This is a genomic window from uncultured Eubacterium sp. (assembly GCF_937958975.1).
Taxonomy (GTDB): Bacteria; Bacillota; Clostridia; order Lachnospirales; family Lachnospiraceae; genus Eubacterium_G.
The window spans coordinates 47,338-69,301 of sequence record NZ_CALGRE010000045.1; the positions used below are offsets into that span (position 1 = coordinate 47,338).

21 protein-coding genes are annotated in these 21,964 nt (G+C 36.3%); all 21 read left to right on the top strand.

Translation table 11 applies throughout. The features are described 5' to 3' along the window. The first annotated feature begins 36 nt into the window (after window positions 1–36). The 21 genes from Q5O86_RS08055 (at window position 37) to Q5O86_RS08155 (ending at window position 21,959) form a co-directional block, all read left to right on the top strand. Window positions 37–924 (top strand): glycosyltransferase, encoded by an 888-nt coding sequence (locus Q5O86_RS08055; RefSeq protein ID WP_302626629.1) that lies wholly within the window; start codon window positions 37–39, stop codon window positions 922–924. Window positions 925–951: 27 nt separating this feature from the next. Further along, window positions 952–1,845, top strand: coding sequence for a peptidase (locus Q5O86_RS08060; protein ID WP_302626630.1), 894 nt, complete (start codon window positions 952–954; stop codon window positions 1,843–1,845). Window positions 1,846–1,865: 20 nt separating this feature from the next. Next, window positions 1,866–2,900 (top strand): Ldh family oxidoreductase, encoded by a 1,035-nt coding sequence (locus Q5O86_RS08065; protein WP_302626631.1) that lies wholly within the window; start codon window positions 1,866–1,868, stop codon window positions 2,898–2,900. Window positions 2,901–2,911: 11 nt separating this feature from the next. After that, window positions 2,912–4,159: an acetyl-CoA carboxylase biotin carboxylase subunit family protein gene (locus Q5O86_RS08070; protein WP_302626632.1), complete on the top strand. Its 1,248-nt coding sequence runs from the start codon at window positions 2,912–2,914 to the stop codon at window positions 4,157–4,159. An 18-nt stretch (window positions 4,160–4,177) separates the two neighbouring features. Next, a complete protein-coding gene (locus tag Q5O86_RS08075) occupies window positions 4,178–5,317 on the top strand; it encodes an HpcH/HpaI aldolase/citrate lyase family protein (protein ID WP_302626633.1) in 1,140 nt (379 codons plus the stop codon). Window positions 5,318–5,333: 16 nt separating this feature from the next. Next, window positions 5,334–6,032 carry a DapH/DapD/GlmU-related protein gene (locus Q5O86_RS08080; RefSeq protein WP_302626634.1) on the top strand — a complete coding sequence of 233 codons (699 nt, stop codon included), beginning with the start codon at window positions 5,334–5,336 and terminating at the stop codon, window positions 6,030–6,032. Between the two features lie 3 nt (window positions 6,033–6,035). After that, window positions 6,036–6,548, top strand: a complete 513-nt coding sequence (locus Q5O86_RS08085) for a fumarate hydratase C-terminal domain-containing protein (RefSeq protein ID WP_302626635.1) — start codon at window positions 6,036–6,038, stop codon at window positions 6,546–6,548. An 11-nt stretch (window positions 6,549–6,559) separates the two neighbouring features. Further along, a complete protein-coding gene (locus tag Q5O86_RS08090; RefSeq protein ID WP_302626636.1) occupies window positions 6,560–7,417 on the top strand; it encodes a fumarate hydratase in 858 nt (285 codons plus the stop codon). Window positions 7,418–7,428: 11 nt separating this feature from the next. After that, window positions 7,429–8,565 carry a DegT/DnrJ/EryC1/StrS aminotransferase family protein gene (locus tag Q5O86_RS08095; protein ID WP_302626637.1) on the top strand — a complete coding sequence of 379 codons (1,137 nt, stop codon included), beginning with the start codon at window positions 7,429–7,431 and terminating at the stop codon, window positions 8,563–8,565. Window positions 8,566–8,767: 202 nt separating this feature from the next. Then, the gene (locus tag Q5O86_RS08100; protein ID WP_302626638.1) at window positions 8,768–11,185 is read left to right on the top strand and encodes a hypothetical protein; all 2,418 of its coding nucleotides are present in this window, start codon (window positions 8,768–8,770) and stop codon (window positions 11,183–11,185) included. 78 nt (window positions 11,186–11,263) lie between these two features. Further along, window positions 11,264–11,794, top strand: a complete 531-nt coding sequence (locus Q5O86_RS08105; protein WP_302626639.1) for a VanZ family protein — start codon at window positions 11,264–11,266, stop codon at window positions 11,792–11,794. A 156-nt stretch (window positions 11,795–11,950) separates the two neighbouring features. After that, complete coding sequence (gene rfbA / locus Q5O86_RS08110) at window positions 11,951–12,847, top strand: glucose-1-phosphate thymidylyltransferase RfbA (RefSeq protein WP_302626640.1); 897 nt, start codon at window positions 11,951–11,953, stop codon at window positions 12,845–12,847. Window positions 12,848–12,859: 12 nt separating this feature from the next. After that, window positions 12,860–13,978, top strand: coding sequence for a UDP-galactopyranose mutase (glf, locus tag Q5O86_RS08115; RefSeq protein WP_302626641.1), 1,119 nt, complete (start codon window positions 12,860–12,862; stop codon window positions 13,976–13,978). 32 nt (window positions 13,979–14,010) lie between these two features. Further along, a complete protein-coding gene (rfbB, locus tag Q5O86_RS08120) occupies window positions 14,011–15,039 on the top strand; it encodes a dTDP-glucose 4,6-dehydratase (protein WP_302626642.1) in 1,029 nt (342 codons plus the stop codon). A 79-nt stretch (window positions 15,040–15,118) separates the two neighbouring features. Beyond that, window positions 15,119–16,009: a dTDP-4-dehydrorhamnose reductase gene (rfbD, locus tag Q5O86_RS08125; protein WP_302626643.1), complete on the top strand. Its 891-nt coding sequence runs from the start codon at window positions 15,119–15,121 to the stop codon at window positions 16,007–16,009. Continuing rightward, window positions 15,996–16,598, top strand: coding sequence for a dTDP-4-dehydrorhamnose 3,5-epimerase (rfbC, locus tag Q5O86_RS08130; protein ID WP_302626644.1), 603 nt, complete (start codon window positions 15,996–15,998; stop codon window positions 16,596–16,598). Before rfbD ends, rfbC begins: the two co-directional genes overlap by 14 nt. Window positions 16,599–16,692: 94 nt before the next feature. After that, on the top strand, window positions 16,693–17,796 hold the full coding sequence (locus tag Q5O86_RS08135) for a glycosyltransferase (RefSeq protein WP_302626645.1): 1,104 nt from the start codon (window positions 16,693–16,695) through the stop codon (window positions 17,794–17,796). After that, window positions 17,793–19,010, top strand: a complete 1,218-nt coding sequence (locus tag Q5O86_RS08140) for a glycosyltransferase (RefSeq protein WP_302626646.1) — start codon at window positions 17,793–17,795, stop codon at window positions 19,008–19,010. Before Q5O86_RS08135 ends, Q5O86_RS08140 begins: the two co-directional genes overlap by 4 nt. 9 nt (window positions 19,011–19,019) lie before the next feature. Continuing rightward, window positions 19,020–19,478 carry an acyltransferase gene (locus Q5O86_RS08145; protein WP_302626647.1) on the top strand — a complete coding sequence of 153 codons (459 nt, stop codon included), beginning with the start codon at window positions 19,020–19,022 and terminating at the stop codon, window positions 19,476–19,478. Between the two features lie 33 nt (window positions 19,479–19,511). Further along, a complete protein-coding gene (locus tag Q5O86_RS08150) occupies window positions 19,512–20,654 on the top strand; it encodes a glycosyltransferase family 1 protein (protein WP_302626648.1) in 1,143 nt (380 codons plus the stop codon). A gap of 216 nt (window positions 20,655–20,870) precedes the next feature. Next, entirely contained in the window at window positions 20,871–21,959 is a 1,089-nt protein-coding gene (locus Q5O86_RS08155) for a hypothetical protein (RefSeq protein WP_302626649.1), read from the top strand. Window positions 21,960–21,964 lie beyond the last annotated feature (5 nt).

Genomic DNA, 21,964 nt, shown 5'->3' on the forward strand with positions numbered 1-21,964 from the left:
AGTATTACAGTTTTAAATACTTTAAAGGAGAAAAAGATGGAGACTGTTTTAATTGTCTTGAATTATAATGATTATGTCACAACAGAAAAGCTATTACAAAATGTAAGGGATATTAATAGGATAAATAAAATCATTGTAGTGGATAACTTTTCCACAGATAAATCATTTGAACAATTAAGTAAGTACAAAAATGAAAAAATAGATGTAATTAAAACAGAAAGAAATGGCGGCTATGCATATGGGAATAATTATGGAATAAGCTATGCCATAAAACAATATTCGCCTGAGTATGTATTGATAGCCAACCCTGATATAGAACTTAATAAAAAAATTATAGAGGAGATTTTAAATTTTTATAAGAAAAAAGAAGGGAATAATGAAAAAGTCGGGATTGTAACAGGAAAAATGATTACGACATCTGATATTAATATACATTCGGCATGGAAGCTTCCGGGATATGCTGATTGTATATGGGAGAATCTTCTGGTTTTAAGAAAAATATTACATAAACGCGGTGGTGTCTATGAAGACACATATTTTGAAAGAGAGTTCAGCGAAGTGGATGTGATTAACGGTTCTTTTTTTGCCATTCATAAAAAAACGTTTTTAGATGTGGGAATGTTTGATGAGGACACGTTTTTATATGGGGAGGAAAACATACTGGCATATAAATTGAAAGAAAAAGGTTATAAAAATTATGTACTCAATAGGTATGAATACCTTCACCATCATTCCATAAGTATATCGAAGAGTATCAAATCTGTGGGAAAGAGGCTTAATTTGGCATATGATAGCAGGGTGTTGTATTTAGATAAATATTTGGGTGTTGGAAAGGCAAAAAAGATTTTTCACACGATTACATATAGAATAGGCAAGATGAATTATTTATTGTTAAAAGGTGTTTTAGGAACTTTAAAAAAATAGTTTAGATATTAAGAGGGAGATTTAGTCATGCAAGAGACAAGAGAATTTTTAAAATTAATAGGAATGCCCGAGGGAGATGCTTATAATCTTCCTTCATCAGAAAAGAGATTCGACGATGGAGGACAGTATCGTTTTGAAGTGCCGGGAATACAGGGACCTAAAGTAATGGAGGCTTTATTAAATGAAATGGACAAGTATCAGATTAGTCTTCACAGAGTAACGCAGACAAAAGGAATCATGTTATTAACAGATAATGAAATAATGGACATGGTAAGTTTGGCAAAGGATTATGGTACTGATTTAATCCTTGCGATAGGACCTAGAGCAACAACGGACACGAGTGCTTCGGTTAATACACCTGAGGGAGTTAGGATGGGCTATAGGCTTCGCGGACAGGAACAGATAGTAAGAGCGGTAGAAGATGTGAAAAGAGCAGCAGCTCTGGGCTGTCATTCTTTTTTAGTGTATGATGAAGGCTGTTTGTGGCTCTTAAATGAAATGAGAAAAGCGGGTGAGATACCGGGAGATTGTCATTTTAAGATATCAGCACATGCGGGTCATGGAAATCCCTGTGCAGCAAAACTTCTTGAGACAATTGGAGCAAATTCTGTAAATCCTGTCAGAGATATTCAATTGCCTATGTTAGCGGCAATGCGTCAGGCAATCGATATACCAATTGACATTCATACAGAAAATCCAAAGTCCACAGGCGGATTTATAAGGCATTATGAAGTTCCTGAAATGATTCGGATTGCCTCTCCGATTTATTTGAAAACAGGAGGTTCTGTAGCTAAAACGCATAGTTGGGACAGCTCTGAGGCAGATGCGAAGCAGAGAGCGAAACAGGTATCATTAGTAAAGAGAATGATTGATGCGTACTATCCGGAAGCGGTTCAGTCACCAAAGGGCAGTATAAAATAACAGATAGTAAAGGAAAGAATATGTCGTACATAACAATTGAGAGTTTGAGAGAGACAACGCAGGAATTGTTGAAAACATGGCAGGTTCCGAAAGAACAGGCGAAAGTTATCACAGATACTATTGTATATGCACATACCCATGAGAAACATACTCACGGAATAACAAGAATGCCTATTTATGAGAAGAAGATGAGACTTGGTTTAATGCCTCGGAATACTGTGGTAGAAAAAATTATGGACACAGTTTCCATGACAGTTTTTGATTGCAATAACGGTTTTGGACAGATTGCGGCTGATATCGCTATGAGAAATTGTATTGAAAAGGCAAAAAAGACAGGTGTGGGTATTTCGTTTGTCAGAAATAGTAATAATTTTGGTGTAGCGGGATATTTTGGAGAGATAGCAGCAAATGAAGAGATGGTTGGAATGGTAGTAACCAGTTCCGGGCCGGCAGTTGCGCCGCCAGGGGGGACAAGGTCTATTTTTGGAACAAATCCGATTTGCTATGCATTTCCGTCGAAAAATGGAAATATTGTTCTGGATATGGCGATATCAGAGGCGGCAAGAGGTAAAATAAGACTGGCAGAGAAGAACGGTGAGAAAATTCCGTTTGGATGGGCAGTTGACCGGGAAGGAAACCCCACAGATAATCCGACAGAGGCATTAAAAGGAAATATGCTTGCCATAGGTGGTGTAAAAGGTTTTGGCCTTGCGATGTCAATTGATATTTTGGCGGGACTTTTAAGCGGTTCAGCTTTTGGGGGCGAGATAAAGCCGTTGGGAGCAGAAGATGCACCGTCACGACATGGTCATATGATGTTGGCAATTGATATTAGTAAGTTAATGACGGTGGAGGAATACGATAAAAAAATAGAACAGCTTATTTTGGCAGTGAAGGGCTGTGGAGAAGATGGAAATATATATATGCCGGGTGAAAAATCGGGAAGGAATGCATTAAAAAATGCTGTAAAGGTTGAATTAAAAGATAAACAGATACAAGATTATAACGAATTGGCAGAAAAGTTTGAGGTAGCAAACAGACTGGAAAGTGTATAAGGAGACCAAACATGGAAAAACAGATTGCATTAGTTTTAGGTGGTACAGTTCCTCATATGGAATTAATCAGGCAATTAAAGGAAAGAGGGTATTATACAATACTGATAGACTATCTGGACAATCCACCCGCAGCAGATGTCGCAGATGAACATATAAAAGAGAGTACATTAGATGAAGAAAAGGTGCTGGAGATTGCAAAACAGCGCAGAGCAAGCCTTGTGATTAGTGGATGTGTAGACCAGGCAAATATATCTGCATGTTACGCATTGGAAAATATGGGATTGCATGCTCCGTATAGCTATGATGTTGCGAAAAAAATAACAAATAAGGGTTATATGAAAAGAGTGATGAGAGAGAATGGTATTCCCACATCACAATACATATATGTTGAAAACAGTGATGAAATTCCACAGATAGATATTGAATATCCTGTCATGGTAAAACCGGCAGACAGTAATTCTGCAAATGGAGTGAAAAAGGCATCTGATGAAGAAGAAATGAAAGAGTATCTCGGAGAGGCTTTAAAAATCAGCAGAAATGGAAGAGCAATTATCGAAGGATTTGTGGAAGGTCAGGAGATAAGTGCATATTGTTTTGTTCAGAATCATAAGGCAAAACTTTTAATGACCGCAGAGAGGCTTAGTATAACAGAAGGTCAGGAAAAGGTTATTAAATGTTATGCATCGATTGCTCCGGCGAGGATTTCTAAGCAGGCTGAAAAAAATGCTGAGGAGATTACGACAAAAATTGCGAACGCTTTCGGTTTGGATAATACTCCCTTGTTCTTTCAGGGAATTGTGCGGGGAGATGATATTTATGTGATAGAATTTGCACCGAGGGTTGGGGGAGGAATCAGCTACAGAACGATTTTGAGCAATACAGGGTTTGATATTATCTCAGCCACAATCGATTCCTATTTAGGACGTAGTCCGGAGTACAAGTATTATAATCCGGAACACATATATGTTGTGAATACAATTTATGGTGAGGATAGTGTTTATGACCATATGGAAGGGTTTGAGAAGCTTATCGATAATGGTACAATTGAATATATGTTTTATCATAAAAAGAAAGGAGCAATCCTGGATAATAGCAGGGCGAGCAGCAGTAGAATCGGCGCATTTATTGTAAAAGCAGATGATGAGACAGAAATGTTTGAGAAGGTGAAAAAAGCATATGAAACGCTTGATGCAAAGGATAAAACAGGAAACAGTATCATAAGAAGAGAGTTAAATATAGATTATTTGTTGAATCAATAGTGATTGAAAGGGATTGGGATGAGACACCACAAATATAATACAGAGTATAAATTTGTAAAAGAACCGGAAGATTTTAACAAGTATACAGACAGGTCGATGCTTCAATATTGTCTTGGGGCAACGATGTATATGCCGGGAACAAAAGATTTTACAGAGGCCATTTTAGAGGAAAAACGTGCAGGACTCACATCTATGACGATGTGTTTTGAAGATGCGTGCAAAGAGGAGGATGTGCCGCAGGCAGAACGAAACTGTATCAGGATGTTAGATAAAATAAATGCAGAGTTGCAGGAAGGAAGGTTTGACTATAAAAATCTTCCATTGATTGTGTTTAGAGTGCGTTCCGTGGAGCAGTTTAAAGAGTTTGCAAATATGCTGAAACCGGAGCATATTAAGTTGATTACGGGATTTAATTTCCCTAAATTTAATGCGGTTAATGGGGCAAGATATTTTGGGTATTTAAAAGAGTTAAATGAGAGATTTGGAGAAATTTTGTATGGGATGCCTATTTTAGAAGATAGAAGAGTGGCATTTAAAGAGAGCAGGATTCAGGAATTAATTGATATTAAAAGAATATTGGATGAATATAAAGAACTGGTGTTGAATGTGCGTGTGGGGGCAACCGATTTTTCAGCATGTTTTGGCGCAAGGCGCGATATTAATTATACGATATATGATATTATGACTGTTCGTGATATTCTTATGGATATATTAAATGTTTTTACGCGTGATAATGACTACACTGTTTCGGGACCGGTATGGGAGTATTTTAAAATTAATAAGAGCTTGAAATTTGATGAAGAGTTACCTGAAATAGACTTAAAGGAGTCGCTTTTAAAGCGTACACCACTCGTAAATGATGCGGTGGACGGATTGATGCGAGAACTGATTTTAGATAAAGCAAATGGATTTATTGGAAAGACAATTATTCACCCGACACATATAAAATATGTAAACGGTATGCTGGCAGTGACAAGAGAAGAGTATGAAGATGCATATCAAATTATGAATACAAGTGGAGGGGTTATTAAAAGTTCTAATGGAAATAAGATGAATGAGATTGGACCACATAGGATGTGGGCGGAAAGAATTGTCATGAGAGCCAGAGCTTATGGTGTAATACAAAATGAAACAGAGTATTTAAAATTGTTTAGATAAGATATAAGGAGAGAATATGGACGAGAAGAGTATTTTAAAATATGGAGCAATAATTGACAGGTCAGAATTAGATGAGAGTTCAATGTGTTATAAAGATACAAGACTTACAAAATCATTTGTCGGACCAAATTGTACAGTGGGAGACAGAACTATTTTATTTAATACCAGACTGGAAGGTTCAAATGAAATCCGAAGAGATTGTTATGTAACAGATTCTATTTTGGGATATGGTTCGACTATAAGTCATGGTACGGTAGTTAAAAATACTCAGATGAGAAAGTTTAGCGGTCTTTCATGGGGAGTTAGTGTAGGAGGAAAAAATCATAACTATAGGAGAGCTACAACAGTATCGGATTATCAGTTTGGCAGAATATTTCATGGGAGCAGTGAGATTATTCCAAGTAAATTTGAGGATACAATAATTGGAAACGATGTGTGGGTAGGTAATGGTGCTATTATATTAAGAGGAATAAAAATTGGTGATGGAGCAGTTGTTGGGGCAGGTGCTGTTGTGACGAAAGACGTAGAGCCATATACAATTGTAGCAGGATGTCCGGCTAAGCCAATTAAGATGAGATATGACAATGAAAAATATATTGAAGAACTCTTAGAAATTAAGTGGTGGGATTGGAGTTTAGAAAAAATAGAGAAGAATTTGGATTTACTTCTCAGCGAGGTAAACGAAGAAATGTTAGCAAAATTAAAGGAGATATAGGGAATGAGTGAACCAATCAGGCTTCAAACGCCAATTTCGGACGAAGATATTGCCGGATTAAAAGTTGGAGAACAGGTTCTTATATCCGGTTATATATATTGTGGGAGAGATGCCGTTTTACCGAAGGTTTGTGCCTTAATAGAAAATAATGAAATAGAGAAGACAGATATTAAATTACGGGGAAATGTTATTTTTCATACAGCGGTAAGTCCGGCAGGTGTAGGACCGACTTCGAGCAATAAATTAGAGATTGAGAGTAGTTTTCCAGCGCTATCGAGAGCCGGAGTGAAACTTCATTTGGGCAAGGGGGCTATTGGCAAGGAGACTATAAAGTCTTTAGATGATAATAATTCGGTTTATGCAGTAATACCGCCGGTAACGGCTCTGCTTGGAGAAAACACTTTACAGCAAAGAGTTGTAGCTTTTCCGGAACTAGGAATGGAAGCATTATACGAGTTGAAAGTAGTTGATTATCCGGCGATTATAGCTGCAGCCCATAATGAGAGCATTTATTAGGAGATAATGAAATGTATGATGAAGTGATTGTTGGTCAGGTGTGTGATGCATTAGTGAAGGCAGGTTCGACATTTTTGCCGGATAAAAAGTGTGCATATCAGAGGGCGATAAATAAAGAAACGAATGCGCAGGCAAAATGGACATTAGAAAAAATACTGCAAAACGCAGAAGTGGCTGAAAAAAATGAAAGTCCGCTTTGTGATGATACAGGTATTCCTCATTTGGTTCTGGAAGTGGGAAGGAATCAGGCTGTCACCGGGAGAATGCTAGAATCTATTAAAGAAGGAATTAGACAGGGACTTAAAAAACTGCCGGGAAGACCAATGGCAGTGAAGGGGAATGATGAGCAAAGAATAGGACAATCTTTAGGGATGGAAGAAGACCCGGCGAAATTAGAGGCTTCGCCTATATTGATTAGAGATATAGAGGAGGATGTTATAAGACTTCATGTGTTAATGTTTGGTGGAGGACCGGCTATCAGAGGTAAAACATATAGAATATTCCATAAGCATAATACACAGGTTGTATTAGATGAAATAGTGGATTGGGCAAAAGAAGCAACAAAACAGCTTGGCTGTACTCCGTGTACATTAGCTGTTGGTGTGGGACGTTCCCATTATGAGGCAGCTTCAATGATGCTTATGGCATTAGTGGATGGAACATATGATAAACAGAGCAGGATGGAAGAATATATTACGAGTAAAGTGAATGAAGCATATGTTGGTCCCCTCGGACTTGGAGGTGATACGACGGTTTTGGCGACATTTATGAAAACGGGTCCACAGAGAGCAAGCGGAGTAAGAGTAGTGTGTTTAAGACCGTGTTGTTGTTTTGAACCGAGAATTGCCACAGTTGTTTTAAAAAAATGAAAGGGTAAGTGATGGGAAAAAAAATTTTAGTGACAAGGTCGTCTATGCCATCGTTTGAAGAATATACGGAAGAAATTAGAGACATGTGGGATACACATTGGTTGACAAACATGGGATTTAAGCATAGACAATTAGAAGCAGATTTGGCAAAATATCTGGGGATACCGGAAGAGAATATTGCGCTGTTTGTAAATGGGCATCAGGCATTGGAATGTATTTTGGAAGCTATGGAGCTGGGAAAGGAAAAGAATGCCTGGGGAGAACCGAAAAACGAGGTTATAACATCGCCGTTCACTTTTGCTTCTACTACACATGCTATTGTCAGAAAAGGATTAAAACCGGTATTCTGTGACATCAATGAAGAGGACTATACAATAGACACAAGTAAAATTGAGTCATTAATTACGGACAGAACATGTGCTATTGTTCCGATACATGTTTATGGAAATCTTTGTGACACAGAGACGATTGATAAGATTGCCGAAAAGTACAATTTAAAAGTTATATATGATGCAGCACATGCATTTGCAGTTAAAAGGGATGGAGTGAGTAGTGCAGTATATGGGGATGCGTCTATGTTTAGTTTTCATGCTACGAAAGTTTTTAACACAATAGAAGGTGGGGCGGTCTGCTTTAAAAATGCAGCAATGAAAACAAAGCTGAATCAGTGGAAAAATTTTGGAATTACAAGTCAGGAGACTGTTGAATTTGTAGGCGGTAATGCAAAAATGAATGAGTTTGCTGCGGCAATGGGAATATGTAATTTAAGACATTTAGATGCTGAAATTCAAAAAAGAAGAAAGGTTATGGAAAGATATGTCCATAATTTGAGAGGGATAGATGGGATAAAACTGAGTCAGGTGCAAAGAGGTGTTGAAAGTAATTATGCATATTTTCCGGTTGTATTTGATGAAAAAAAGTTTGGTTGTAATAGAGATGAAATTTTCAACAAATTGGCGGAACATGGTATAGGAGCGAGAAAATATTTTTATCCCCTGACAAATTCTTATGATTGTTACAAAGAAATGTTTGATATAAATGAGACGCCGGTGGCATATAATGTATCTTTGAATGTTCTGACTTTGCCAATGTATTCTGATTTGCCAATGGAAGAAGTGGACAAAATTTGTAAAATTATCACAAAGTAAAGAGGAATAAGAGAAGAAAAAACGGAAAAGTGCACATATATTAGAATGCAAATAGGAAAATGTGATATGCAGGTGTTATTTTTTTAAAAGGGTATTTGAATTTTTTTTGTAAAAAATTATGTTTAAGTCTTTAAAAAAATCTGGTAATATGTTAATATAACGTACAAGGTTATGTCCGAGTTAAAAGGAAGGAGAAGGTATAATGAAAAAAATTTTAGCAATTTTATTCTCGGTAGTAGTGACAGTAGGTGCGATCACTGTTTTGGGGGCAAGTGTCAGTGATCCGTATGAATTTGATGGAGATGTGATTACAAATCCATTCTGGTGGTTGTATACAACAGAAGCTTCATCAGATGAAACAACAACAGAAGCCCCATCAGATGAGACAACAACAGAAGCTCCATCAGATGAGACAACAAAAGAGCCATCTGAGGAAGAATGGGTTGAGATTATCGGAAGTAATCCTGCATTAGCATTTTACTACGATAAGGCAAACATGACAGTTAACGATGTAGTTAGCGTACAGAAACCAACATGGGCAGCTGAGACAGGTATCTATTTAAATGTTACATCAGGTATTTCAACTGTAACAGTAAATGGCGAGTCAGAAAACGTAGCAACAATTGATGGTGCTGGAGCAGTAGTTTATCTTTCAGCATTAAAAGAAGGTGTCAACGAAGTCGTTATTAAGCATGCACTTGGAACATCAACAGTAGCTATTAAGAAAGTAGTAAATTCAGATGAGACTACAGTTAAGCCGGAGGAACCTACTACAAGAATTCCTACGGGAATTGAAAACTGGCTTGAAGTTACTGGAAGCTCCGCAGCAACAAAGTATTACTATGATGAAGGTAATATGACAGTTAACGATGTAATTAGCATCCAGAAGCCGGACTGGGCAACAGAAACAGGTATTTATGTAAATGTTTTATCAGGAATTTCTAAAGTCACAGTAAATGGTGAGACAGAAAATGTAGGTGCTTATGATGGTGCTGGAGCAATAATTTATCTTTCAGCATTAAAAGAAGGAATCAATGAAGTTAGTATTGAACATGCACTTGGAACATCAGTAGTTTCTATCAAGAAAGAGGTTGTTGCTGAAGAAACAACAAAGAAAATTCCTACAGGAGTTGAAAACTGGCTTGCACTTGTTGACTGGGATGCTTTAGACAAAGCACATACATATTACTATGATGAAGGCAATATGACAGTGAATGAAGTAGTTAGTGTTCAGAAGCCGGATTGGTCAGAAGCAGCAGGTATTTATGTAAGTGTTGAAGCAGGAGTTTCAAAAGTAACAGTAAATGGTGAGACAGAAAATGTAGCCGCAATTGACGGTGCTGGAGCAGTGATTTATCTTTCAGCATTAAAAGACGGTGTAAATGAGATTGTCATTGAACATGGAGTTGGAACATCAACAGTATCTATTAAGAAAGAAGTTAAGCAGGAAGAAGAAACAACAACAAAAACAGAAGTTGAATTAAAGATTACAAGTCAGCCTAAGAATATCACAGCTGCAAGTGGTGAAGCAATTTCAGCAAGTGTAGTTGCAGAAGGAGAAGGACTTACATATCAGTGGCAGATTAGCTCTGATGCTGGAAAGACATGGAAAGACAGCACAGCAGCAAGTGCGAAAACTGCAACTTTCACATTGACAATGAAAGATACATATGATGCAAAACAGCTTAGATGTGTAGTAACAGACAGCACAGGAAAATCAGTTGCATCAGATGCAGCAACAATTACATTAAAGAAAGTAGAAGCTGGCGAGTTGACAATTGTATCACAGCCAACAAATGTTACTGTACCTGAAGGTGAGGCAGCAAGATTTACAGTTGTTGCAAAGGGTGATGGTCTCAAATACCAGTGGCAGATGAGTACAGATGATGGAGCTACATGGAAAGCACTTTCATCAGCAAGTGCTAAGACTGCACAGCTCACATGTAATATGAAGAATGAATATGATGCAAGACAGTTTAGATGCGTTGTAAAAGATAGTGCAGGTAAAACAGTTACATCAAATGTTGCCATCTTATACTTAGATACAGATAAGACAATTATTTTCACTGTACAGCCAAAATGTACTTATGTTGCAGTTGGTGCAACAGCATTCCTTGAAGTAAGAGCAAAAGGAACTGGTCTTACATATCAGTGGCAGATGAGTACAGACGGTGGTGTTACATGGAGAAATCCTTCATCAGCAAGTGCTAAGACAAGAATGTATGGTTTCCAGATGAAAGAAAATTATGCTGGTATGCAGTTTAGATGTGTAGTAACAGATGTAAACGGTGAAAGTGTTATTTCAGATACAGTTGTAATTGGTATTGGAAATGGATTGCCAATCGTAATCAAGTCTCAGCCAAGCAGCACTAGAATTGTAAAAGAAGGTAATTCAACACTCTTTATCATTGATGCTGAAGGAGAAGACCTTAAGTATCAGTGGCAGATGAGTACAGATAATGGACAGACATGGAAGAATACTACAGCATCTGGTGCAAATACAGCAATGTTTGGATTTAATGTAAAATCATCTTATAATGGAAGACAGCTTAGATGTATCATAACAGATGCAAATGGAAATTCAGTTATATCAAAGACAATAACAATTGTTTGCAGATAATTTATGATATATAACTAATTAAAATAAAGGCCGGCGTAATGCCGGCTTTTATTATTGTATATGCGACGAGGTAAAATAATGAGCAATGGAATGAGAGAAATAATAATTAGAGGCTTAATGGCAAGCGTATATGATATGCTATTTAAATTTTTACGAACATTACCATTAGGTTTATTAATAGGAGTGATAACATATGTTATACTAGGCTATTATCGTACTGAATCGTATGGTAAAAGAAAATATATATCAATTTTTTATGCATATATTAGCATTATCATCCAAATGACAATAATTTTTAGACCGATTGGACAGATATTTGTTATTGATTTGACACCATTTCAATTATATGGAGGAGCGAGATATACTGTTTTGTATGCGTCAGCAAACGCCATTATATTTATCCCTTTCGGGCTTTTGCTTCCAATTGTTTGGAGAAAAGCAGAAAAATGTTATACATGTATTACAATGGGGTTTTTATTTAGTTTTTTTATTGAATTAAGTCAATTGCTATTAAGGTGTGGAAATTGCCAAGTTGAAGATTTAATAATGAATACAATTGGAACTCTTATTGGGTATGAAATTTATAAAAAAATAAAACAAAAGATATAAGCTATATTGAAAAGCAACATATACATTAATAAATGAATGTGTTGCTTTTTTATGTATTGCTATTGAAACCGTAAATTATAAATGATAAAATAAATAAAATAATAGTTAAAACAATAAAAATGTTTTTATAAATAAGAAAAGAGAGATTATACAATTATGAAAGGAATTATTTTAGCAGGTGGTTCAGGTACAAGGCTTTATCCGCTTACAAGAGTGACATCAAAGCAGTTACTTCCGATATATGATAAGCCGATGATATATTATCCGTTATCGGTTTTGATGACGGCAGGGATTAAAGATATTTTGATTATTTCGACGCCGGAAGATACACCTAGGTTTAAAGAACTTTTGCAGGATGGAAGTCAGTTTGGCATTAATCTGTCATATGCGGTGCAGCCGAGTCCGGATGGTTTGGCGCAAGCGTTTATTATTGGTGCAGATTTTATCGGTGAGGACAGTGTGGCAATGATTTTGGGGGATAATATTTTTGCAGGACATGGACTTACGAAGAGACTGAAAAAAGCAGCAAAGATTACAAATGGTGCTAAGGTTTTTGGTTATTACGTCGATGATCCGGAAAGATTTGGTATTGTAGAATTTGATGAGAATGGACATGCTGTATCTATAGAGGAAAAACCGGAGAATCCAAAGAGTAATTATTGTGTTACAGGTCTCTATTTTTATGACAATAAAGTAGTGGAATATGCAAAAAATCTAAAGCCGTCAGCAAGAGGGGAATTGGAAATCACAGATTTGAATGCAATTTATTTAGATGATGGAGAATTGGAGGTAGAAGTATTAGGTCAGGGATTTACCTGGCTGGATACGGGGACTCATGAAAGTTTAGTTGAGGCAACAAATTTTGTAAAGACCGTAGAGGAACACCAGCATAGAAAGATTGGATGTTTAGAAGAAATTGCGTATGTGAATGGTTGGATTTCTAAAGAACAAATTATGGCTGCTTACGAATTGATGAAGAAAAATGAGTACGGAAAATATCTGAAAGATGTTGTGGATGGAAAATATATTGAGATTTTAAACGATATGAAGTAGATGAGGGAAGTTATGTATGATTATTTAATTGTTGGAGCAGGTCTTTTTGGAAGTATTTTTGCATATGAAGCAAACAAGGCAGGAAAAAAAGTCCTTGTGATTGATAAGAGAGCTCACGTGGCTGGAAATATATATACGGAAAATATTGAAGGTATCAATGTACATAAATACGGTGCCCATATATTTCACACAAGCAATAAAAAGGTGTGGGATTATATACAGCAATTTGCAGAGTTTAATCATTACACAAACCAACCGATAGCGAGATATAAAGATGAACTTTATAACCTGCCATTTAATATGAATACTTTTAGTAAAATGTGGGGTGTAAAGACACCTAAAGAAGCAAAGGCAAAAATAGATGAGCAGGTAAAAGAAGCAGGAATTATTGAACCGAAAAATTTAGAAGAACAGGCGATTTCTATGGTTGGCAAGGATATCTATGAGAAATTGATTCAAGGATATACCGGAAAGCAATGGGGAAAACCTTGCAGTGAACTGCCGAGTTTTATTATTAAAAGACTTCCGGTCAGATTTACATATGATAATAATTATTTTAATGATAAGTATCAGGGAATACCGATTGGTGGATATACACAGATTATTGAGAAAATGCTCGAAGGGATTGAAGTAAGGTTAAATACGGATTATTTTGAAAACAGAGAGACTTTGAAAAAAGAAGCAAAAAAAATTGTATTTACAGGAATGATAGATGAGTATTTCGATTATTGTTATGGGGAATTGGAATATCGTTCATTGAAATTTGAAACAGAAAAATTAGAATGTGATAATTTTCAGGGAAATGCTGTTGTAAATTATACAGAATATGAAATACCGTATACGAGGATTATCGAACATAAGCATTTCGAATTTGCCTGCCAGGGCGGCAATGAGGGTTCTATTCCTAATACAATTATTACAAAAGAATATCCCGCCACATGGAGTAAAGGGGATGAACCTTACTATCCAATGAACAATGATAGGAATAATGAGCTTTATTGTAAGTACAGAAAGCTGGCGGAAGAAGAGGAAAATGTTATTTTTGGGGGAAGACTTGGAATGTATAAATATTTTGATATGCATAACGTAGTGGAAGTAGCATTAAAAGTAGTACAAAATGAAATAAGTTAAAAAATATTTCAAATAAAATTTTGGAGGATAAAATGAATATTATAGTAACAGGCGGAGCCGGATTTATTGGCAGTAATTTTGTTTATTTAGAATTAGAGAAACATCCTGAGGATAGAATTATATGCTTGGACAAGCTGACTTATGCAGGAAATCTTGCTACGTTAGAGGAGGCAATGAAGAATCCTAATTTTAGATTTGTAAAAGGTGATATTGCAGATAAAGAATGTGTTGAAAAGTTATTTGAAGAAGAAAAACCGGATATTGTTGTAAATTTTGCGGCAGAGTCCCATGTAGACCGCTCTATAGAAGACCCGGGAATATTTTTGAAAACAAATATTATGGGAACGCAGGTTTTAATGGATGCATGTAGAAAGTATGGAATTAAAAGATATCATCAGGTATCTACAGATGAAGTTTATGGTGATTTGCCATTAGACAGACCGGATTTATTTTTTACAGAACAGACTCCGATACACACATCATCTCCGTACTCTTCCTCAAAAGCAGGAGCAGACCTTTTGGTTATGGCATATTACAGAACTTACGGATTGCCTGTTACGATTACCAGATGTAGTAATAATTATGGTCCGTATCATTTTCCGGAGAAGTTAATTCCGCTTATTATTTCAAGAGCATTGGCAGACGAGACCCTGCCGGTATATGGAAAGGGCGAGAATGTCAGAGACTGGCTGTATGTAAAGGACCATTGTATTGCAATCGACCTTGTTATGCGCGAGGGACGTGTCGGTGAAGTATATAATGTTGGCGGTCATAATGAAAAAAGTAACCTGGAGGTTGTTAAAACGGTTATTCAACAGCTCGGAAAACCGGAAAGTCTTATTACCTTTGTAACTGACCGTCCGGGACATGATATGAGATATGCCATTGACCCGACAAAGATTCATAATGAATTGGGCTGGCTTCCTGAAACAAAATTCGAGGATGGAATAAAGATGACAATAGAGTGGTATTTGAATCACAAGGAATGGTGGGAAAATATCATAAGTGGTGAATATCAAAACTATTTTGATAATATGTATGTGAAAAAAGAGAGAGCGTAAGAAAATGATAATCTTGCGGTTGTCTTAATAGTAGGAATATAAAGTTTTCCTATATGGAGTTATTTTTAGGAGATGGACTATGAAAGTGTTTGTTACAGGCGTTAAGGGACAGTTGGGCTTTGACGTAATGAATGAACTGGAAAAACGTGGATATCAGGCGATAGGTGTAGATATCGATGAAATGGATATTACAGATAAAGAGTCTGTAAAACATGTGATAAAAAGTGCAGCGCCGGATGTGGTAATACATTGTGCGGCTTGGACAGCAGTGGATGCTGCCGAAGATGAGGAAAATATAGATAAAGTTATAGCGGTAAATGCAGAAGGAACTGAGAATATTGTGAAGGTTTGTAAGGAATTGGACTGCAAAATGATTTACATAAGTACAGACTATGTGTTTGATGGCGAGGGAGAAAGACCTTGGGAACCTGATGATGCAAGAAAGCCGTTGAATGTATATGGGCAATCTAAATATTTAGGTGAATTGGCAGTTCAAAAATTTTTAGAGAAATATTTTATTGTAAGGATTGCATGGGTTTTTGGAACCAATGGAAAGAATTTTATCAATACAATGTTGCATCTTGGACAAAGTCACGACAGATTAACAGTTGTCTGTGACCAAATCGGAACTCCAACTTATACATATGATTTGGCAAGGTTATTGGTAGATATGGCTGAGAGCGAACAATATGGTGTATATCATGTGACAAACGAGGGTGGATATATCAGCTGGTATGATTTTACAGTGGAAATTATGAAGCAGGCAGGTAAAATAGATGATAGATATTCTCATGTCGAAGTAGCGCCTGTTAGCAGCAGTGAATATCCTGCAAAAGCTAAACGCCCATCAAACAGTAGGTTGGATAAGAGTAAATTAAGAGAAAAGGGATTTGAGCCTCTGCCGACATGGCAGGATGCTCTTAGCAGATATTTAGAACTAAAAATTGGAGGAACAAATGGGACAAATTAAAGTGACTAGATGTGATATAGAGGGACTTTGCGTGATTGAACCGTCCGTGCATGGTGATGACAGAGGATATTTCATGGAGACATATAATCAAAATGATATGAGAGAGGCCGGACTTGACATGGTGTTTGTTCAGGACAATCAGTCTATGAGTACAAAAGGGGTTCTTAGAGGATTGCATTATCAGAAACAATTTCCTCAGGGAAAGCTGGTAAGAGCAATCAAAGGTTCGGTATTTGATGTGGCGGTCGACCTGAGGACAGGTTCTGAGACTTACGGAAAATGGTTTGGGGTGGAACTCACAGCAGAAAACAAAAAACAGTTTTATATCCCAGAAGGCTTTGCACATGGATTTTTGGTATTGTCAGATGAAGCTGAGTTTTGTTATAAGGTTACGGATTTCTACCATCCGGGAGATGAAGGCGGACTTGCATGGAATGACCCTGAAATTGCTATAGAGTGGCCGAATTTAACCGGTGAATATAGGGGCAGTGCATCACCGGAAGGATATACTATGGAAGATGGGACACCGTTAAAATTGAGTGATAAAGATAGGGAAATGAAGGGCTTTAAAGAAACATTTAAATTCTAAATACAATAAAAAGAGGAAAAACAAAAGTTAATTAATTTTATATAGAGAATGGTATCTATAAGGGTTTTAATAATATTTTGAATGAGGATACTATATGACAGGAAAAGATAAAAAAAAGATTTTACACATAGTGGAAGCTATGGGCGGGGGTGTTTTTACATATTTAGTTGAATTAGCCGATGAGATGAGTGATGAGTTTGATATCACCATCGCTTTTGGCATGCGAAAAGAAACGCCACAGAATTATTCTGACTATTTTAATAAAAATATTGGAATGATTCGAGTTGAGAATTTTACGAGAAATCTAAACCCTATAAAAGATTTCAAAGCCTATCTGGAATTAAAGAAAATAATAAAAGAGTTAAATCCGGATATTATACACATGCATTCGTCGAAGGCGGGGGCAATAGGACGTTTATTGTTTCATTCTAAAGAAAGAAAAATGTTTTATACACCTCATGGATATAGTTTTTTGAGAAATGATGTTTTTACGTTGCAACGGATGATATATAAGTTTGCTGAAAAGCTTTGTGGAAAGAAAGATTGTCTGACAGTTGCATGTGGTGAGAGTGAATGGGAACAGAGTAAAATGGTCACAAAGCATTCCACTTTTATTAGTAATGGTATTAATATAAGAAAGATGCAAAAAGATTTGGAAAATGTGAATATGTGCGGTGGTATAGATACTGCAAACAAAAAGGGATTTACTGTATATACAGTTGGAAGGATTAATCATCAGAAATGGCCGGAATTGTTTAATGAAATTGCTGAAAAATTACCCCATATTCATTTTGTGTGGATTGGGGATGGCGATATGCGGGATAAATTGACGCAGCCCAATATTACAGTTACAGGATGGCTTGAGAACAGTGAAGCTATGAAACTAGCGATGAATTATGACGTATTTCTTTTAGCGTCCCGATATGAAGGACTTCCGATATCCCTATTAGAAGCGATGTATATGAAAAAAATATGTGTTGTAAGTAATGTTGTTGGAAATAAGGATGTAGTTAAAAACGGTCAGACAGGATTTGTGTGCAATCATGTGGACGAGTTTGTGCATGTAATAGCTGACTTAGAGAAAAGCATAGATAAGACTCTTGTAGAAAATGCATATCGTGAAATCATTGAGCATTATAATAGCGACTGGCTATGTAATAGATATAGAGAATTATATAATGAAAGTGTAAATAAATGAGTAAGATAAATGTTCTTGTGTTGATAACAGTCATGGACAGAGCCGGCGCCGAGACTATGTTAATGAATTATCTTCGCAGTATAAATAGAGACAAAATACAGATGGATTTTCTGATTAATAGAAAAGAAAGGGCAGACTATGAGAATGAGATAGAGCAATTGGGTAGTAAAGTCTATCATATGTGTCCTTTATATCCGGGGAGATTTGGTAAATATAAACGGGAATTTAGAAAGTTTCTGACAGAGCATCCGGAGTATCGGATAATACATTCTAATTTAGAGGAGCGAAGTTATTTTGCATTGAGAATCGCCAGGGAAATGGGGATACCGGTGAGGATTGCTCATGCACACTCTGCACCGAAGGGACATGATTTAAAAATGTTTGCCAGACTCTATTTTAGAAAGAGAATGCAAAAATATTGTACGCACAAGATGGCGTGTGGGGAAAAGGCAGCAAAATGGCTGTTTGGGGATGATGTTCACATCGTTAATATGGAAGAATATGTTTGCAATAAAGCAAATTTAGGGAATAATATTGCAATTATTATGCGAAATGCTATTGATACCCGAAAGTTTACTTATACAGAGACGGTGCGCACGGCAGAAAGAAAAAAATTGAAAGTGAATGATGGTACTTTGGTTATAGGGCATATCGGAAGATTTACCCGTGAGAAAAACCAAAGTTTTTTAATAGATGTATTTCTTAATGTTAATAACCGGTATAAAAACAGTACGCTTTTGTTAATAGGCGGAGGAACGCCCAAGGAAGAATTAAAATATAAAGAAGAAATACAGAGAAAAATAAAAGAATTAGGACTGACAACAAAAGTTAAATTTTTAGGGGTAAGAGATGACATTCATGAGATTATGCAGGCAATGGATATATTTGTCATGCCTTCGATAAGTGAGGGATTTCCGGTGACATTGGTAGAAGCACAGGCTTTAGGCTTAAAATGTCTGGTGTCTGATGGGGTTAGTTATGAAGTGAATATGACCGAGGAAATTCAATATAAATCTTTGGAGGATGGTCCTGAAGAATGGGCAAATAAGATTATATCATTTACAGGAGTAAAATCCGGTGACGAAGAAAACAAAGTTTTTACTGTAACGGATGTAGACAGTACGAAAAGAATGCAGATGAATCAAAAGGTATCTGCTGCGGGATACGATATCATGGCAAATACTGAATTGCTGGAAAATTTATATAAAATGTAAGGTGTTTAGATGAAGATTATTAAATTATGGTGCCATATAATGGCATTGATTAAAAAATTGATTTATAAAATATTATTTGGTAGAAAACTGAGTATTGGGAATGGGACAACATGGAGACATGGGTTCCATATTGCAATAGAAGGCAATGGCAGAATTGATATTGGCAGGGACTGTTTTTTCAATAATTATTGCTCGCTAAATGCACTGCAATATGTGAGTATTGGTGATGGAACAATTTTTGGCGAGAACAGCCATGTTTATGACCACAATCATCGGTTTCGGGATGAAGGAGAGACGATAAAGAGTCAAGGCTACAGCGTAGGCGAGACGGTGATAGGGAAACATTGCTGGATTGGAAGTAATGTGGTGATTCTCAAGGGAGTACATATTGGGGATAATGTCACTGTGGGAGCAGGTTGTGTCGTGAGTGGTGATGTGGAAGCCGGAAGTATTGTCAGACCACAGTGATAACTCAAATTGAGGGTATAGGAAGGAACGAATATGGAGCCAATACATGTTTTAGTTTTAGATACGGTTATGGACCGCGGTGGTGCGGAAGCTATGATTATGAACTACATGAGAAATATTGATAGAGATACCATCAAATTTGATTTTATGGTGAACCGGGATTATAAAGCTGCATATGAAGATGAGATAGAGGCTTTAGGAGGAAAGATTTACCGTACCTGCCCGATGTATCCGAAACTTTTTAGACAATATAAAAAAGAAGTACGTGAGATTTTGAAGGCACATCCGGAATATAAGATAATACATTCTAATTTGGAAGAAAGAAGTTATTTTGCACTCAAAGAGGCAAAGAAACTGGGAGTATCGGTGAGAATTTCTCATTCCCACAATAGACCTCTCGGAGTGAACTTAAAACTTATCGTGAGATATTATTTTCGTTTTATGCTCAAGTTTTATAATACCCATATGTTTGCCTGTGGTGAGGAGGCAGGAGAGTGGCTTTATGGGAAAAAGAATCGTGACAGAGTAATTGTTATGAAAAATGCCATTAATGCGCAGCAGTACAGGTATAATGAGCAGATTCAGAATGAGGTTAGAAAAGAACTGGGGATTGAGGGAAAAAAGGTAATAGGACATGTGGGAAGATTTTTTCCACAGAAAAATCATGAATTTTTAATTGACATTTTTAAGGCTGTTCATGATAAGGACAGCGAAACGATTCTATTGTTAGTTGGCGGCGGAGAGGCAGATGATGCTCTGAAAAATCAGATAAAGGAAAAGGTAAAAACATTAGGTTTGGAAGATGCGGTTATATTTCTTGGTGTCAGAGAAGATGTGGAGCGTGTTGTTCAGGCATTCGATGTATTTTTATTGCCGTCATTGTTTGAGGGACTGCCAGTGACAATGGTAGAGGCACAGGCGGCAGGGCTGCCATGTGTGATTTCGGATAAAGTGCCGATACAGTGTGATATCACGGGTAATGTGGAGGTAGTGAAACTGGAGGACAGTCCGGAACAATGGGCTGACAAGATTTGTGAGCTGGCTGATAACTTTGAGAAAAGCGATACCTATGAGAAAATAGTGGAAGCCGGGTTTGACATTAAGGAAAATGCAAAGTGGCTGAAGGAGTTTTATGTGGGAGCAGTAGAAAAAGTTAGAAAATGTGATGAAATATAGCGCATACTGAGAGGATTATTGCGCGCAACTTCTGTTTGCAGATAGCTGTCAGGAAAAATATGTGTGATTGCGGATTGATTATAAAAATGATAAAATTGAATAAAAGTATACTTATTATGAGAGAGGATGTATGATTTCAAAATTGTTGATTAAATCAAAATATAAATTTGGGATGGAAAGACAATTATAAATATTGAGATGTAGAGAAAAATAGAGATGGATTTAGCAGAAAAAAAAATAAGAAGACAAAATAGAGATATTGTATTGATACTAATACCGGTAGTATTTCTGATTGCAAAAGTTATACATATATATTTGCTTCCGGATAAATATTATTTTGACAGTTGGAGAATGTTGTCCATGATGAGTGAAGAGGGAAATATGATAGCATGGACAGGATATCAGTCGACAGTAGATTTTTATCAAGCTATCAATATTTTTGGTTTTTCAACTCTTAGTCAATGGAGTATAGGGATTGGTCTTATAATGACACCCATTACTATGTTTATGATTTCAAAAACAAAAGAAATGAGTTTTCGGGAAGCATTATTTACATTAATGGCTATGGGGTTACTAAATATTTATGTGTTTAGTATAACGAAAGAGACAATACAATTTCTATTTTTTATGGCAATATATATTATAATCTGTTTACCAATAAATAGCACTTTTATAAAGCTATTAGGGTGTGCAGGAATCTTTTATTGGGAAAGTACATTTTATAGGGGATATTATATTATAATGGCTGCTATGGCAGTTTTTTTATATTTTGTTTTTTTGTGGTTGAAGAATAGAGTGGTAATTAAAAAAAAGGATGTTATTATTTCTATAGTTATGTGTTATGCAGTTTTGCTATTCATGATGTATATGAGTCAATACATTATGCCGGAGGATTATAGTGAGGCGATTAATGTCAGAGATATTTCTGTCAATGAAGATGCATCTACAGCGATTATAAATCCTGTTGAGGTAAAGGATAATTACGGAAATTTTGCAATTGATTATGTTATCAATTCTATAAGAATGATGTTTCCTATAGAGTTGGTATTTAAAGGTGTATTATATATTCCTTTTTTCATATATCAGATTTTTATTCTTATTTATTTTATAAAAACATTAGGAAGTATAAAAAAGGTTGAGAGTAATATGCTTGTAGTTTTATCATGTTTTAGTGCATATCTGTTTGGTAGTTTCATTTTTGAACCGGATTTTGGTTCGTGGGTAAGACATGAAGCTGCGACATTTCCGCTACTTCAGGTTATGGCGTACAAATGCGAAGGATATGATACTGCAAATGAAAGCTGAAGAGA